This is a genomic window from Polaromonas sp. P1_G2 (assembly GCF_056405515.1).
In genome coordinates this window covers 1-16,386 of sequence record NZ_JBFUBY010000055.1, presented here as the reverse complement: position 1 = coordinate 16,386, position 16,386 = coordinate 1, and the positions used below count along the sequence as shown (strand labels likewise).

Genomic DNA, 16,386 nt, shown 5'->3' with positions numbered 1-16,386 from the left:
TTGAAGGACTGCGCTCATTGAAGGGTCTCCGGGGTTGTGTGCCAAAGCACGCGGTGGGTATCAGAATGGTCCGCAGGCAAAAGCCCCTGCTGTGGCTGCTCGGGGCCCGGCTGCAGCACCCGCACCCACAAGGGGTGCAGGTTGGCGGCAATGGCCCTGAAGTTCGGTGGCGCTGCCGGGTGGCGCGACAGCATGAAGAGGTTGGCGATGATTTTTTGGGTCAGCAAGGCGCGCTGCCCGTCGCAGCAGGCCTGTGCGTGGCCGGTCATCAGGGCCAGCGTTCCGGCCAGCAGGGCTTCCGCCGGGGGCATGCCCTGCGCATCGGCCGCAGCGGTTTCGCCATCGTTGACGCCGTGGTCGGAGAACTGGCTCATATGTTTTTCGCTTTCCTCTGTTTGTCAAAAAAGGGTTCAGGACGAAATCGGAAAAATCAGAAATCAGCGACCAGCGAGACGTTGAAATAACGACCCGGCTGGCTGTAGGCGTCGCGGAAGGAGGAGTTGGCCGCCACACCGCGGACATCCGACCAGTTCCAGTACTTCTTGTTCGTCAGGTTGATAAGGCCGGCGTTCAGGCGCAAGGTTTTGCTGAAACGCCACTGGCCGGTCAGGTCCAGCGTGGTCGCGGACGGCACGGCGAATTGCGTGGTCGCCACAGGCACCGCCGGCGGCGAGGCGGCAATGGCCTGCGCGCTGATGTCGTCGAACTTCTTGGCGGAATGGTGGCTTGCATCCAGGCGTACGTCCCAGGTCGCGGTTTCGTACTTCAGGCCGACGCTGAGCTTGGCCGGGTCTATGGTGTCCAGCGGCTTGCCGGTGTTCTTCACCGTACCGCGGGTGTAGCCGTAGGAGAACGGCGTGCTGAGCTTGCCGTCGCCGACCTTGCCCCAGTTCATGTCGCCCTTGATTTCAAAACCGCTGATGGTCGCGTTGTCGATGTTGATCGACTGGATCACGGCGGGGTTGCCCGGGTTGCCGAAGGCGCCGCTCACGATGGCGCCGTCCTGGATCAGGTCTTTGAAGCGGCCGTAAAACACGGCGGTGTCGAAACTCAGCTGCTCCAGGCGTCCGCGCACGCCGAATTCGACGTTCCGGCTTTTCTCTGGCTTGAGGTTGGGGTTGGGCACGGTGCGGTAGCCGCCGGCAAGGTTCTGGAAGAAACCGTTGACCTGGCCGGCATTGGGCGCGCGGAAACCGCTTGCATAGTTGCCGAAGAAACTCCACTGCGGCGTGGCGCGGTAGATGACGCCGACCTTGGGCGACACGGCCGAGCCCGACAGCGAGACGGCGGGCACCGGGAAGCCGGCCTGCGCCGCGTCGATCTTGAAGCTGTCCGCGCGCACGCCCGGCGTCACGCTCCAGTCGCCCAGAATGAACTCGTCCTGCACGTAAAAAGCCGTGGCGGTTTCGGTGGTGTCGGGGAAGCGTTTGAGCGGGAAGGTTTCGCCGGCGGGTGGCACCAGGCCGGTCTGCAGGTTTTCGATTTTCGCGCTGGTGTGGTCCAGGCCGTAGGTGATCTTCTGCGCCGAGTTGGCGCCCATGCGGAGGGTCTTGTCGGCCTGGACGCTGRCCTGCAGCGTACGCTCGCTGTAGGTCGTGTCACGCACGCGCTCCTGCGGCAACGCCGTACGCCGCTCATAGGTGTAATCGTTGGACTTCGCATCCTGGTAGCTGAGCACCGTCTGGATGTTGTCGGTGACCGCGGTGTCTACCTTGTACTTGGCATCCCAGGTCAGCCGGTCGCGGTCCATCTTTCCGGTCGAATAGGAGTCCAGCACCGTGGCCGAACGCGCGGTCAGCAGGTTGTAGTCGCTCTTCTTGTCGACGTGCTCGAAGGTGATGACGTGTTTTTGCGAAGAGCTCGGGTTCAGCACGACCTTGGCCAGCAGCGAGTTGGCCTTGTCCTTTTGCGGGTTGGGCTGGGTGCGGGTAAAGCCGGTGCCGCCGACATCACCACGGTTTTCCAGCTCCTTGCCGCTACTGGTGGCCACGCTCAGCTGCCAGGCCAGCATCTCATTGACGCGGCCGGCGATGGTGCCGCTGGCGGCGGTTTCATTGTTGTCGCCGCTGTAGCCGATGGATGCACGGCCGCCCAGCGACTTGCCGTCTCTCAGGTAATCGTCCGGCTCATTGGTGATGAAGTTGACCAGGCCGGCAATGCCGTCGGAACCATACAGCACCGAGGCCGGGCCCTTGACGATTTCAATGCGCTTGATGAGGTCAATGGACAGGCTGTCGCGCCCAAAAGAGTTGGGGCTGAAGGCATAGCTGCGCGGAATGCGGATGCCGTCGACCATCATCAGCACGCGGTTTCCATCGAGGCCGCGGATGTTGAAGCCGGCGTTGCCTTCGCGGCCGGTATCGCCTTGCGCCAGGCCGAAACGCGCGGGCGCCCGGCGCACCGAAACGTTGGGGATGTTTTTGGCCGCGTCGCGGATGTCCCTGATCTGCCCCTGCTCGATGTCCTCGGCGTTGATCACGTCGATGGTTTGTGGAATGTCTTCCACCAACTGCTCGTTGCGCGAACCGCTGACGACGGTTTCTTTCAGGGCGGCGACTTGCACCGCGGCGGTCATGGCCGGTGCGGCCGATACGACCGTTTGCGCCTGCGCGGCAAAGCCGGCACCACAGGCCAGAGCGGTCAACAGGGAGATTTCGCGCAGCGCGAAACGCGAGGAAGGATGGATGGAAGTCATGCAAGCCCAAAGTAAGAGGTTTGGAGGGCTTGCTGCTGCAACGGAGGAAGCTGTCGGCTTCGCGTCGCTTGTGGCTGGCTCTGGAAAAATCGAAGTATATGCGAATTGTTCTCATTCGCAACATTTGGATGCAAAATAGCCCGAGGAGTAGCGTGGCTGGTGCGTCTCGGCCTCCGTCCGTCACGCCCGGGTCACAGCGGCTGACGAGGATGAACAGGCAAATCCGGCGCGACGCCTATTCGATAAATAGCCAATAACTATCGAACAATGATGTTTTTAATAGTTATACTATCGTTTCGCAAGCATTTTTAACCAGCCTATAGGAAGCTATCCAGATGTCCCTGATCAATACCCAAGTCCAGCCCTTCAAAACCCAAGCCTTTCTCAATGGCAAGTTCATCGACGTTTCAGACGAATCGCTGAAGGGCAAATGGTCGGTCCTGATCTTCATGCCGGCTGCATTCACGTTCAACTGCCCCACGGAAGTGGAAGATGCGGCCGACAACTACGCCGAATTCCAGAAGGCCGGCGCCGAGGTCTACATCGTGACCACCGACACCCATTTCTCGCACAAGGTCTGGCACGAAACCTCCCCCGCAGTCGGCAAGGCCAAGTTCCCGCTGGTGGGCGACCCGACCCACACGCTGACCAAAGCCTTTGACGTGTTCATCCCTGAAGAAGGCCTGGCACTGCGCGGCACCTTCGTGATCAACCCCGAAGGCGTCATCAAGACCGCTGAAGTGCACTCCAACGAGATCGCACGCGACGTGAAAGAAACCCTGCGCAAGCTGAAGGCAGCCCAGTACACCGCCGCACACCCCGGCCAGGTCTGCCCTGCCAAGTGGAACGAAGGCGCCAAGACGATCGCCCCGTCCATCGACCTGGTTGGCAAGATTTAAGAACCCTGCCGTCCTCCTGACAAAGGCCCGGGGGCCCGGCACATGTGTGCCGTCCCGGGCTTTTTTGTTCCCTTTTGTTCCCTTTTGATCCCGTTTTGCCATTGAAAGTGAGTCCGCCATGCTCGACGAAGCCACCAAAGCCCAACTGAAAAGTTACCTCGAACGCGCCACGCAGCCGATTGAAATCGTTGCCTCGCTCGACGACAGCGAAGGCTCTGGCGAAATGCTGTCGCTGCTGAAGGACGTTGCCGAGGCATCGCCACTGGTCAAGCTGACCGAAAGCCGCGACGACAAGCACCGCAAGCCTTCGTTCTCCATCAATCGCCCCAGCGAAAACCACGGCCCGCGTTTTGCCGGCCTGCCCATGGGCCATGAATTCACCTCGCTGATCCTCGCGCTGCTGCAGATCGGCGGTTACCCCCCCAAGGTCGAGCAGGCCGTGCTGGACCAGATCCGCGCGCTCGACGGCGATTTCGAGTTCGAAATCTATGTCTCGCTGACCTGCCACAACTGCCCCGACGTGGTCCAGGCGCTGAACCTGATGGCGGTGCAAAACCCGCGCATCCGCGCCACCATGATTGAAGGCGGCATGTTCCAGGAAGAAGTCAAAGAACGCCAGATCATGGCCGTGCCCACCGTGTTCCTGAACGGCACCGAGTTCGGCCAGGGCCGCATGAGCCTGGAGGAAATCCTCGCCAAGATAGACACCAGCGGTGTCGAACGCGAAGCCAAAAAGATTGACGGCAAGGAAGCCTTTGACGTGTTGATCGTCGGCGGCGGCCCGGCCGGCGCCGCGGCGGCTGTGTATGCCGCTCGTAAAGGTATACGCACAGGCGTGGCCTCGGAGCGTTTCGGCGGCCAGGTGCTGGACACCATGGGCATCGAGAACTTCATTTCCATCAAGGAAACCGAAGGACCGAAATTCGCCCATGCGCTGGAAGAACACGTGCGCAACTACGACGTGGACATCATGAACCTGCAGCGCGCCAAGGCCTTGATCCCGAACAGCGGCCCGGACAAAAACCTGATCGAAGTCCAGCTCGAAAGCGGCGCTTCGCTCAAGAGCAAATCCATCGTGATCTCGACCGGCGCGCGCTGGCGCAACATCAACGTGCCCGGCGAGCACGAGTTCAAGAACAAGGGCGTGGCTTATTGCCCGCACTGCGACGGGCCGCTGTTCAAGGGCAAGCGCGTGGCGGTCATAGGCGGCGGCAATTCGGGTGTCGAGGCGGCCATCGACCTGGCCGGCATCGTCGGCCATGTGACGCTGATCGAATACGACACCGCATTGCGCGCCGACGCCGTGCTGCAGCGCAAGCTGAACAGCCTGCAGAACGTGACGGTCATCACCAACGCGCAGACCACCGAAATCACGGGTGACCAGAAAGTCAACGGCCTGGTTTACAAGGACCGCGCCGGCGGTGAGCTGAAAACCGTGGCGCTCGAAGGCGTGTTCATCCAGATCGGACTGGTGCCCAACACCGACTGGCTCAAGGGGACGGTCGAGTTGTCAAAGCACGGCGAAATCATCGTCGACGCCAAGGGCCAGACCTCGGTTCCCGGCGTGTTCGCGGCCGGCGACGTGACGACGGTGCCCTTCAAGCAGATCATCATCGCGGCCGGTGAAGGTGCGAAGGCGGCCCTCAGCGCCTTTGATTACCTGATCCGCAGCCCTATCCCCGCGTGATGCGCTGAAGCTCCAATAGCCGCCCTGACCGGGCGGCTTTTTTTTGCCCGAAAACCCGCTAGTCCGACCCAAAACCGCAGCGCCGCCGGTTTCCTGGCGATCCTCCCCGGAGTTTTGACTTGCCCATCTCGCACCTGCCGCGCGCCGGACGCGCCACACACCGCCTGGCCCCGTTCACCGCCCTCTCCCTGGCCGCCGCGCTTCAAGGCGCCTACGCCCAGACCCCGACCCCTGCCGAAACCACCTTGCGCGAAGTGCAGGTCAGCGCCGACCAGGAAAAAGAAACCGCCACCGGCCCGGTGATCGGCTACCGCGCCAAAAGAGCCTCCACGGCCACCAAGACCGATACGCTGCTGTCCGAAACGCCGCAGGCCGTCACAGTGGTCACCAGCCAGCAGATCACCGACCAGGGCGCCGCCAACCTGCAGGATGCCCTGGGCTACGCCGCCGGCGTGCGCTCCGACGCTTATGGGCTGGACTCGCGGACCGATTCGGTGCGGGTGCGCGGCGCCAACCCCGACAACTACCTTGACGGCCTGCGCGAGGCCTACGGCTACTACACCAGCCGCACCCGCGCCGATCCCTACACGCTGGAACGCCTGGAGGTGCTGCGCGGCCCCTCGGGCATGCTGTTCGGCGCGGGCACGGCCGCCGGGGTGATCAACATGGTCAGCAAAAGGCCGCAGGCCGAAGCGCAGCGCGAAGTGGGCGTGCAGTACGGCAGCCATGGCCGCAAGCAGTTCCAGGTCGACCTGACCGGACCCTTGACGCAGGACGGCGAATGGCTGTACCGGCTGGTCGCGCTCAAGCGCTCATCGGACACCCAGGTGGACTATGTGCCGGACGACCGCAGCCTGGTCGCGCCTTCGCTGACATGGCGGCCCAGCGCCGCCACCTCGCTGACCTTGCAGGCGCTCTGGCAAAAAGACAAGAGCGGCTCGACCTCGCAGTTCTTTCCGTGGGAAGGCACGCTGCTGCCCAATCCCAACGGCCGCCTGCCCACGAACCGTTTCATCGGCGAACCCGGCGACTACTACAACTCCGAGCGCAAGACTCTGGGCTGGCTGTTCGAGCACAGGTTCAACGACAGCTGGACGGTGCGCCAGAACTTCCGCGTTTCGAGCAACGAGAACGACAACCGCTACCACTATGGTGACTTCTTCACCAGCCCGGGCAGTTGGGGCTCCGATCCGGTGACCAAGCGGCGGCTGGGCCGCATCAACGACAGCTCGCTGACGCGCAACCGCATCACCGCGCTGGACAACCATGCCGAGGGCCATTTCAGCACCGGCGCGCTGCAGCACACGCTGCTGTTCGGGGCGGACTTCGCGCGCCACCGCGAGAACGTCTGGTCGGGCGCGACCGTCAGCGAGATAGACGCCTATGCACCGGTCTACGGCAACCTGCTGGTGCCGGATCGCACCGCGCTGCCGCGCACCACGCAGCGCCAGACCGGCCTGTATGTGCAGGACCAGATGAAATGGGATCACTGGATCGTCACGGCGGGCCTGCGCCATGACAAAGCCGTCGCGGGCGCCGAAGGCAGCCCCGAAGAGAAAAGCACGGCCACGACCAAACGCCTGGGCCTGATGTACGCCTTTCCTTCGGGCTGGTCGCCGTATGTGAGTTACAGCGAATCCTTCACGCCGCAGGCCGCCATCAAGGGCCGGTTGTTCAAGCCGCTGCGTGGCGAGCAGTGGGAACTGGGCCTGAAGTACGAGCCGGCGGGCCGCGCGCTGGCCTACAGCGCCGCGCTTTATGACCTGCGCGAAAAAAACCAGATCGCCTCGCCGCTGCCCGACGTCTACACCCAGGTCGGCGCCACGCGCACCAAGGGGCTGGAGCTCGAAGTCAAGGGTCCCGTCACGCCCAACCTGGAACTGGTTGCGCATTACAACTACACCGAGCTGGACAAACAGCTCGAAGGCCTGCCCAAGCACCAGGCCAGCGTTTGGGCCAAGTACCGTTTCTCCATCGGCGGCGTGAACGGCTTCTCGGCCGGCGCCGGGGTGCGCTGGATGGGCGCCTTCAATGACCAGCAGGGCGGCGGCAACGGCCCGCAGATTCCCAGCGCCGCGCTGCTGGACCTGATGTTCGCCTATGACACCGCGAACTGGCGTTACGCCGTCAACATCAACAACGCGACCGACAAGACCTACTTCAGCACCTGCCTGGCACGCGGCGACTGCTGGTATGGCGCGCGGCGCAACGTGGTGGCCAGCGCCACCTACCGCTTCTAGGCCCCTCAAGGAGAACCACGATGAACAGCCGCAAAATCAAAACCTGGACCTGGATCCATAAATGGAGCAGCCTGGTCTGTACTGCTTTCATGCTGCTGCTGTGCCTGACCGGCCTGCCGCTGATCTTTCACCATGAGATCGGCCACCTGCTGGGCACGGAAGTGGAAGCGCCCGACTTGCCCAAGGGCACGCCGCGCGCCAGCCTCGACAGCGTGATGCAGGTGGCGCAGGCGCTGCACCCGGGCAAAGTGCCCATGTTCGCCTCGCACGAGATCGACGACGACCGCTTCTGGTACGTCACGCTGGGCGACACGCCGACCTCCGAGGTCGGGAACAAAACCGTGGCCGTCGATGCGCGCACCGCGGCGGTGCTGGCCCAGCCCAAGTTCGACGAAGGCTTTATGTACATCATGTTCAAGCTGCACGTGGACCTGTTCGCCGGGCTGGCCGGCAAGCTCTTCCTGGGCTTCATGGGCTTGCTGCTGCTGGTGGCGATTGTCTCGGGCGTGGTGCTGTACGCGCCCTTCATGCGCAAGCTTGACTTCGGCGCCGTGCGGCAAAGCCGGCCGCGCGCCAAATGGCTGGACCTGCACAACCTGCTGGGCGTCGTGACGCTGGTATGGGCCTTCACCGTGGGCGCAACCGGCATGATCAACACCTGGGCCGACCTGCTGATCAAGTACTGGCAGTACGACCAGCTCAGCGCGCTGCTGGCACCCTACCAGGGACAAAAACCGCCGGCACGCCTGGCCTCGGTGCAGCAGGCGGCATCGTCGGCCACCGCGCTCGCGCCCGACATGAAGATGGCCTTCATCGCCTTTCCGGGTACGACCTTTTCCAGCCCGCACCATTACACGGTGTTCCTGCGCGGCAACGAGCCCTTCAACTCGCGCCTGCTCAAGCCGGTGCTGGTGGACGCGGGCACCAACGCGCTCACCGCCAGCCCGCCGCTGCCCTGGTACCTCACGGCGCTGCTGGTGTCGCAGCCGCTGCATTTCGGCGACTACGGCGGCATGCCCATGCAGATCCTCTGGGCGCTGCTGGACGTCGCCACCATCATCGTGCTGGGTAGCGGCCTCTATCTCTGGGTCAAGCGCCGCAACCCGGCCGCGGCTGCGAAGCCTGCCACGTCCGTGGCCGCGCGGGAATCGCATGTTCTTTCCCACAAGGCGCCAGGCGGTACGGCATGAGCGCGCCACAAACGCCCTCTTTCTGGCGCATGTGGGGCTGGCCCCTGGTGCTGGGCCTTCTCAGTGCCAGCGGCCTGCTGACGGCATTGGTGTCCGACGGTTTGGGCGACTGGTGGGCCTGGCTCGGCCTGGGCGTGCCGGTGGCCGTGATGGCCTGGTTCGCATGGGTGCCGCGCAAGCCGGCCAGGCACTGAGCGCGACGGGCGAAACCTTGGCGCCGGCGTGGTGTCGAGGTGGTCGCGCACCATCGCTTCGCGCAGGCGATAAAATACGGCGCTGCTCACGCACGATCTGAAGGCCTGGACTGAAGGGGTGCGCGGCGGGCTTTATGCCCTCTTGCATCGTTCTAATTACTTTTCGTTCTTTCCTTCTTCTTTTTTCTCATGAGCGCCTTTAACACCGAACGCATTATTTCCGTCCACCACTGGACCGATACGCTCTTCAGCTTCACCGCCACGCGCGACCCGGGCTTTCGCTTCGTCAACGGCCAGTTCACCATGATCGGCCTGCCGGTGGACGGCAAACCGCTGATGCGCGCCTACAGCGTGGCCAGCGCCAACCATGAAGACCAGCTGGAGTTTTTCAGCATCAAGGTGGCCAACGGTCCGCTGACCTCGCGGCTGCAGCACTTGCAACCCGGCGACGACATCCTGGTGGGCCGCAAGCCCACCGGCACGCTGCTGTTGCAAAACCTGCTGCCCGGCAAAACCCTGTGGCTGCTGGCCACCGGTACCGGCCTGGCGCCCTTTCTCTCGCTGATCAAGGATCCCGACACCTACGAGCGCTTTGAGCGCGTGGTGCTGGTGCACGGCTGCCGCACCAGCGCCGAGCTGGCCTACCGCGGCTTGATCGAGCACGAGTTGCACGAGCACGAGTTCCTCGGTGAGCTGGTGCGCGGGCGCTTGCTCTATTACCCGACCGTGACGCGCGAACGCTTTCGCAACGAAGGCCGCATCACCGAGCTCATGCAGTCAGGCAAGCTCTACAGCGACCTCGGCCTGCCGGCGCTCTCGGCGGACAACGATCGCCTGATGCTGTGCGGCAGCCCCGACATGCTGCGCGACATCAAGGCCATGCTGGAAGCACAGGGCCTGGAAGAAGGCAATATGCAGCACGCCGGCCACTTCGTCGTGGAACGCGCCTTCGCTGAGCGCTAGGCGTCGGTTCGCTGCAATACGAACGGTTCTCACAATCAAACGCAAGCAGACCGCGACAGCAGGGGAATGCTTGAGTTGTCGCCTGCGGCCAGTGACAATGGGCGATCCGCACAACAACGATAAGGAATTCCCATGAAAGGCGACGCACAAGTCATCGCTCATTTGCAGGCGCAGCTCAAGAATGAGCTGACGGCCATCAACCAGTACTTTTTGCACTACCGCATGTACAAGCACTGGGGCCTGGACAAGCTGGCCAAGAAGGAATACGAGGAATCCATCGGCGAAATGAAGCATGCCGACAAGCTGATGGACCGTATCTTCWTGCTTGACGGCCTGCCCAACCTGCAGGACCTGGGCAAGCTGATGATCGGCGAGGACGTGCTGGAGGCCCTGAACTGCGACCTCAAAGCCGAAACCGGTGCACAGGCAACGATCAAGGACGGCATCGCCCACTGCGAAAGCGTTCGCGATTACGTCTCACGCGACCTGCTCCAGGAAATCCTGGACGACACGGAAGAGCACATCGACTTCCTGGAAACCCAGATCGAACTGGTCGCCAAGGTGGGCATTCAGAACTACCTCCAAAGCCAGATGGGCGAAGTCAGCTAATCACGCTGCAGCGGGCAAATGCCCGTCGCGCGCAAAAATGGGGCCTGCGGGCCTCATTGTCGTTTTCAGGGATCTCTGAGCGCCAGCCTGCCAGCCTTCCAGTTTGCGTTGCAGCGCAGTCCCCATCTTTCTCAAAGCCCGTGCGGCCTTAAAACACCCGCGCATTCGTTTTGGCATTTCCGCCACAAAAGCAGCCCTTCCCGCACGCGTTCTTGATCGTTTCGAAACAAGATATTACGAATCATTATCATTTGATATACACTTCGAGCGAACTTTTCGCGCCAGCCAACTCGTCTCGCCAACCGGTGATTTCGAGCCAGCCAAGCTTTTTTTCCTGAACCCGGTCCGCCTGCCGAATGGCTGGCTGGACCCTGCTTGGAGGCCATCTTGGCACACCCGTCCGCTCGCGCCGCACGAACTGCGCGCAATAAAAAAAACCGCAATGCCGGTACTAACAACAACGTCTCCCCTCTCGCTGCACCAGCGTCCGACATAGCCCTGTTGCCGCTGGGCGCGCTGATGCTGGCGGTTTCGGTGTCCGGCTGGGCGCAAAGCGTCACACCCGCTCCCGCTGCCGCAGGCACCACCGCCTCCACGCCGGCCGAAGGCAAGAGCCTGGCTCCCGTCACGGTCACGGGCACCCGCGACCGCGCGAACCAGACCTACCAGAGCGGCGTCACCAGCGTCGGCAAGATGCCCGTGCCGGCCAAAGACATCCCACAGTCGCTGACGGTGGTCAACGAAAAGCTGATTCACGACCAGGGCAAGGACAGCTTCAAGAGCGCGCTCGAAAACGTCATCGGCATCACCTTTGAAGCCGGTGAAGGCGGCCGCGTCGGTGACAACGTCCGCTTGCGTGGCTTCAGCGCCGCCGGCGACATGTATTCCGACGGCATGCGCGACATCGCCCAATACAACCGCGACCTGTTCAACGTCGAGCGCGTGGAAGTGCTGCGCGGCGCGGCGTCCATGCTGTTCGGCCGCGGCTCCACCGGCGGCATCATCAACCAGGTCAGCAAGCAGGCACGCCTGATCACCGAACACGAGGTGAATGCCACCGTCGGCACCAAGGGCTACCAGCGCTACCAGGGCGACTTCAACTTCAAGCTCGGTGATGACGCGGCCTTGCGGATCAACGCCATGGCCACCGACAGCGACGGCCGCGGCGAAAACGCCAGCGCCTCCACCCACCGCCGCGGCCTGGCGCTGGACTACCGCTTCGGCATCGGCACGGCCAACGAATTTGAGGTCAGCTACTACCACCTGCACTACAACGACAAGCCCGACTGGGGTTTTGCGTGGTTCAACAGCCGCCCCGCTCCCCTGACCGAAAAATTCTGGTACGGCCTGAACACCGACTTCCAGAACGACAAGGCCGATGCCGTCACCTTGAGCCACACCCACCGCTGGGCCGACGGCAGCAGCCTGAAAACCACGGTGCGTGATGGCTACTATTCCCGCACGCTGCGCGCCACGCAAGCCAGCTTCGCCGCCGGCACCACGCTGGCCAACCTGAACGCCAATACCCTGGTCAGCCGCGGCAACACCAGCGCCGGCAATGCCAAGGCAGGCAACGAGCACCACACCTTCCTGCAAACCGACTACCTCACCACCACCCAGTGGTTCGGACGCAAGAACAGCCTGCTGATCGGCGCCGAATACGCGGTCGAGAATTCCGATCGCCTCAGCTATCCTCTCCTGACGGGTGCCAAACCGGGCACCACGGTGGGCAACCCGATCAGCACCGGCATCGGCGGCAACTACACGCAGAGGCTGGAAACGTCCTTCAAGGCCACCACGCTGGGCCTGTACATGCAGGACACGATTGACCTCACGCCTTACTGGAAGCTGGTCGCCGGCCTGCGCGTCGACAACTTCAAGGCCGACTACGATCGTCCCACCGGTGCGCCCCCCAACAATGGAAGGCTCTCCAGGTCCGACAGCCTGTTGAGCAAACGCCTGGGCGTGATGTACCAGCCGACCGACGAGGTCAGCTACTACGCCGCCTACGGCACGTCGTTCAACACTTCGGGCGACCTGTACCAGTTCGACCCGAACTCGGCCAATACGGCGCCTGAAAGCAGCCGCAACATGGAGATCGGCGCCAAGTGGGAACTCTACGGCGGCGACCTTTCGCTGCGCGCAGCACTTGCCCGCACCGAGAAGTACAACGAGCGCAACACCGACATCGATACCAACACTAACTCCTATCTGTTGTCCGGCAAGCGCCACACCGACGCACTCGAATTCGAGGTCGCCGGCCGCATCACGCCACAGTGGGATGTCTTTGCCGGCATTGGCTTCCTGAAGGCCAGGATCGACCAATCGGGTTCCAACGCAGCGGGCCAGGCCGAAGTCGGGCAGAACCCGGGCCTGAGCCCGAGCCGCCAGGCGACCTTGTTCACCACCTACCGCATCGGCGATAAATGGCGCATCGGCGGCGGCTTCACCGGCGTCAGCACGAACAAGCCGGCCAACAGTGTCACCAGCACCAACCGCGCGCCGGGCTACGTGAAGGCCGATGCACTGCTGGAATATCGCATCAACGAAGGCAACACCGTCAAGCTCAACATCGACAATGTGTTCAACAAGGTGTACTACAACACGCTGTACCGCGGCTTTGTGGCGCCCGGCGACGCGCGCAGCGTGCGCGTGACGCTGACCAGCAAGTTCTGATTTCAAACAGAACTTTTCCAAGGTTTCAGGCACCTGGGGGATACTCCGGGTGCCTTTTTTCATTTCAGCGCTCTTTCCGGAGATTCCTCCATGCTGCTCCGCATTCACCAAGCCCTCCAGCCAGCCGAACTCGCGCAGGTCCGCCAGCTGATCCTGGGCGCCGACTGGGCCGACGGCCGCATCACCGCCGGCAGCCAGAGCGGCACCGTTAAAAACAACCTGCAGCTGCCGGAAGACCTGCCGGCCGCCCAGCAAGCCCGCCACATCGTGTCAGTGGCGCTGGCCCGCAACCCGATGTTCGTCACCGGCGCACTGCCAAAGTCGGTTTACCCGCCGCTTTTCAACCGCTATGGCGGCGATGCCAACAGTTTCGGCAACCACATCGACAACGCCGTGCGCACGCATGCCGCCACCGCGCGCCACGTGCGCACCGACATCTCCTGCACGCTGTTCCTGAGCGATCCGGCCAGTTACGACGGCGGCGAGCTGGTGGTCCAGGACACCTACGGCGAGCAACGCATCAAATTCGAGGCCGGCGACCTGGTGATGTACCCGGGCACCTCCGTGCACCGCGTGGAGCCGGTCACGCGCGGTGAAAGGCTGGCCTGCTTTTTCTGGATCGAGAGCATGGTCCGCTCCGATGCCCAGCGCCGGCTCCTGTACGAAATGGACATGGCCATCACCTCGCTGCGCCAGAAGGACCTGCAACGCGCGGCCCAAGGCGCCGCCGAGAGCCCGGAAGTGGTGCGGCTGACCGGCTGTTATCACAACCTGTTGCGGATGTGGGCTGAGGTCTAGGGTCGTCCGGGCATCCCCCTGCCCCCAAAGGGGCGTTTGTCTCGGGGTAACTGCAAAATTCATAGCGCCACAATCAAGCCTGACGTGGAAAACTACCTGTTTCAGCCTGACAGATCGGCGGCTGATTGAGGACTTGGCGGCGGCCTGGTAAGGAAATAAACTTTCCTCGATTGCAAATGCGATAGATTCGCATTTATAATCAGCACACCGATTGAATCAATCCCCAGCCAAGCCCATCCATGATTGTTTGCGTCTGCCGCCGAATCTCCGACCGCGAAATCGCCCGTCATGCCCGCGCGGGCCTGGGCTTTGACGAGATCCAGTTCGAACTCGGCGTGGCCACCCAGTGCGGCCAATGCGAAGGCTGCGCCCGTGACGTGGTGGCGCAGTGCAGCACCAGTTGCCCGACCGCCAACATCAAGCTCGCCACCCATACACAGGAAGGCAGCCCATGGCACATCTTGCAACACTCAGCTCAAGCCTGATTGCGGCGCTTCCCGCCAGCCTGATCCTGGTGATAGTTTCCACGTGGTGGATCTTCCGCCGCTGATTCTGCTCAAACACTGATTGAACTGAGCCCGCGGCACGCACGCGGCCTTTTTCCCCACCTATTCCCGATGACCGCCACCGCCTTCTCCACCGCCTTCTCCACCGCCCCGCGCCCGCCCGCGCCGCGCCAACCCCTGAGCCGAAATGCCGTGATCGCCCTGGTGGTGGTCGGCCTGCATATAGGCTTCATCTGGGCACTGCAAAGCGGCCTGCTGATGCGCGCCGCCGAAATCGTGGTGCCCGCCGAAATCCTGACGCAATTCATCGATCCGCCCGCCCCCAAGGTAGAGCCCGTACCGCCCACCCCGCCCACGCCGACCGTGCAGAAAAAGGCCGTGGCCAAGGCGCCCGTAAAACCGGCGCCCCAACCCTTGGCCATCCAGGATCCCACGCCTTCGCCGAATGCCCCGACGGGCGTGGTCACACCGCCGCTGCCGCCTGCGCCCGTGGCCGTGGCCCCAGTCGCGCCGCCCGCACCTCCCGCCGTACAGCTGCCCTCCAGCGACGCCGACTATCTGCAGAACCCGAAGCCGCCTTATCCCCCCATCAGCAGACGCCTGGGCGAACAGGGCAAGGTGCTCTTGCGCGTGCTCATCGGTGTGGACGGCCAGCCAAAGAAAGCTGAAATTCGCAAGTCAAGCGGATTTGACCGGCTCGACCAGGCGGCCATGACCGCCGCCATGCGCTGGCGTTATGTGCCAGGCAAGCGAGGCGGCGTAGCCGAAGAGATGTGGTCGGAAGTGCCCATCAATTTCGTTCTAGAGTAATTTTTTCTGAAAACCGTGGAGTATTGATTCATGAATTCCCAATTCGGCCTTGCCAACGTCTGGAGTCAGGGCGATATCGTCACCAAATCCGTGGCTTTGCTGCTGCTGGTGATGTCCCTGGCCTCGTGGATGGTCATCATCATCAAAACGCTGGACCTCATCAAATACAAGCGCATCGCGCGCGCGGCCGAAGACTTCTGGCACAGCGAGGATTTCGCGGCCGGCCTGACCAAGCTGGGCGGCGACCCCACCAACCCGTTTCGCCAGCTGGCCCTGGAAGGCCGTGAAGCCACACTGCACCACCGCAATACCAAAGCGCACCTGCATGACGCTTTGGACGTGAGCGACTGGGTCACGCGCACGCTGCGCAACACCATCGACGAATTCACCGCCAAGCTGCAATCCGGCCTGGCCATTCTGGCTTCTGTCGGTTCGACCGCCCCCTTCGTCGGCCTGTTCGGCACCGTGTGGGGCATCTACCATGCGCTGCTCTCGATAGGCGCAGCCGGCCAGGCGACCATCGACAAGGTGGCCGGCCCCATCGGCGAATCGCTGATCATGACGGCCCTCGGCCTGGCCGTGGCGATTCCCGCGGTGCTGGGCTACAACGCGCTGGTGCGCGGCAACAAGGGTGTGCTGCAAAAGCTCAACCGTTTCGCGCACGACCTGCATGCCTACTTCGTGACCGGTGCCCGCGTGAGCGCCGGCGGCCAGGCTAATGTCGTTCCGATGAAAAAGGCCTGAACACCTCCCCCCTACCCGGCCTCGCCGCCAAAAGCAGCCAGGCCCCTAATTCAGTGACCGAGAAGCACCATGGCCTTTGGAACCCAAGACGACAGCGATGACGTGATGAACGAGATCAACATGACGCCCATGGTGGACATCATGCTGGTGCTGCTCATCATCTTCATCATCACGGTCCCCGTGATGAAGCATTCCGTCAACATCGACCTGCCGCGCGCCTCCAACGAAGCGCAAAACATCAAGCCGGAGACCGTTCGCCTCAGCGTGGACGCCGAAGGCAGCTATTTCCTCAACGAAACCAAGATCACCGATGAACAGCTGGGYACCCAGCTCAAGACTGCGGCGGCCCAGAACCCGCAGCCCGAACTGCACATC

At 62.9% G+C, this 16,386-nt stretch carries 15 protein-coding genes; 13 read left to right on the top strand and 2 right to left on the bottom strand.

All coding sequences use genetic code 11. The annotated features are described in order from the left end of the window. Window positions 1–14: 14 nt before the first annotated feature. Window positions 15–374, bottom strand: a complete 360-nt coding sequence (locus tag AC1D0P_RS08250; protein WP_477676290.1) for a hypothetical protein — start codon at window positions 372–374, stop codon at window positions 15–17. A gap of 56 nt (window positions 375–430) precedes the next feature. After that, a complete protein-coding gene (locus AC1D0P_RS08245; protein ID WP_477676289.1) occupies window positions 431–2,695 on the bottom strand; it encodes a TonB-dependent hemoglobin/transferrin/lactoferrin family receptor in 2,265 nt (754 codons plus the stop codon). Window positions 2,696–3,030: 335 nt separating this feature from the next. Between AC1D0P_RS08245 and ahpC the strand changes: the two genes are divergently transcribed. The 13 genes from ahpC to AC1D0P_RS08180 form a co-directional block, all read left to right on the top strand. Then, window positions 3,031–3,594 (top strand): alkyl hydroperoxide reductase subunit C, encoded by a 564-nt coding sequence (gene ahpC, locus AC1D0P_RS08240; RefSeq protein WP_007874200.1) that lies wholly within the window; start codon window positions 3,031–3,033, stop codon window positions 3,592–3,594. 118 nt (window positions 3,595–3,712) lie between these two features. Continuing rightward, window positions 3,713–5,281 carry an alkyl hydroperoxide reductase subunit F gene (gene ahpF / locus AC1D0P_RS08235; protein WP_477676288.1) on the top strand — a complete coding sequence of 523 codons (1,569 nt, stop codon included), beginning with the start codon at window positions 3,713–3,715 and terminating at the stop codon, window positions 5,279–5,281. A 119-nt stretch (window positions 5,282–5,400) separates the two neighbouring features. Next, window positions 5,401–7,521, top strand: a complete 2,121-nt coding sequence (locus AC1D0P_RS08230; RefSeq protein ID WP_477676287.1) for a TonB-dependent siderophore receptor — start codon at window positions 5,401–5,403, stop codon at window positions 7,519–7,521. Window positions 7,522–7,541: 20 nt separating this feature from the next. Beyond that, window positions 7,542–8,711: a PepSY-associated TM helix domain-containing protein gene (locus AC1D0P_RS08225; RefSeq protein WP_477676286.1), complete on the top strand. Its 1,170-nt coding sequence runs from the start codon at window positions 7,542–7,544 to the stop codon at window positions 8,709–8,711. Next, on the top strand, window positions 8,708–8,905 hold the full coding sequence (locus tag AC1D0P_RS08220) for a hypothetical protein (RefSeq protein ID WP_477676285.1): 198 nt from the start codon (window positions 8,708–8,710) through the stop codon (window positions 8,903–8,905). The genes AC1D0P_RS08225 and AC1D0P_RS08220 overlap by 4 nt, the downstream gene beginning before the upstream one ends. 189 nt (window positions 8,906–9,094) lie before the next feature. Beyond that, window positions 9,095–9,868 carry a ferredoxin--NADP reductase gene (locus AC1D0P_RS08215; protein ID WP_477654093.1) on the top strand — a complete coding sequence of 258 codons (774 nt, stop codon included), beginning with the start codon at window positions 9,095–9,097 and terminating at the stop codon, window positions 9,866–9,868. Window positions 9,869–10,000: 132 nt separating this feature from the next. Next, a complete protein-coding gene (gene bfr, locus AC1D0P_RS08210) occupies window positions 10,001–10,477 on the top strand; it encodes a bacterioferritin (protein ID WP_477676284.1) in 477 nt (158 codons plus the stop codon). Window positions 10,478–10,864: 387 nt separating this feature from the next. Then, complete coding sequence (locus AC1D0P_RS08205) at window positions 10,865–13,153, top strand: TonB-dependent receptor (protein ID WP_477676283.1); 2,289 nt, start codon at window positions 10,865–10,867, stop codon at window positions 13,151–13,153. 90 nt (window positions 13,154–13,243) lie between these two features. Continuing rightward, a complete protein-coding gene (locus AC1D0P_RS08200; RefSeq protein WP_477676282.1) occupies window positions 13,244–13,951 on the top strand; it encodes a Fe2+-dependent dioxygenase in 708 nt (235 codons plus the stop codon). Window positions 13,952–14,190: 239 nt separating this feature from the next. Next, the gene (locus AC1D0P_RS08195; protein ID WP_436155071.1) at window positions 14,191–14,436 is read left to right on the top strand and encodes a (2Fe-2S)-binding protein; all 246 of its coding nucleotides are present in this window, start codon (window positions 14,191–14,193) and stop codon (window positions 14,434–14,436) included. Between the two features lie 132 nt (window positions 14,437–14,568). Further along, the gene (locus AC1D0P_RS08190) at window positions 14,569–15,267 is read left to right on the top strand and encodes an energy transducer TonB (protein ID WP_477676281.1); all 699 of its coding nucleotides are present in this window, start codon (window positions 14,569–14,571) and stop codon (window positions 15,265–15,267) included. Between the two features lie 30 nt (window positions 15,268–15,297). Continuing rightward, the gene (locus tag AC1D0P_RS08185) at window positions 15,298–16,011 is read left to right on the top strand and encodes a MotA/TolQ/ExbB proton channel family protein (protein WP_477676280.1); all 714 of its coding nucleotides are present in this window, start codon (window positions 15,298–15,300) and stop codon (window positions 16,009–16,011) included. 69 nt (window positions 16,012–16,080) lie between these two features. Beyond that, on the top strand, window positions 16,081–16,386 hold a 306-nt coding region (locus tag AC1D0P_RS08180), incomplete at its 3' end, for an ExbD/TolR family protein (protein WP_477676279.1).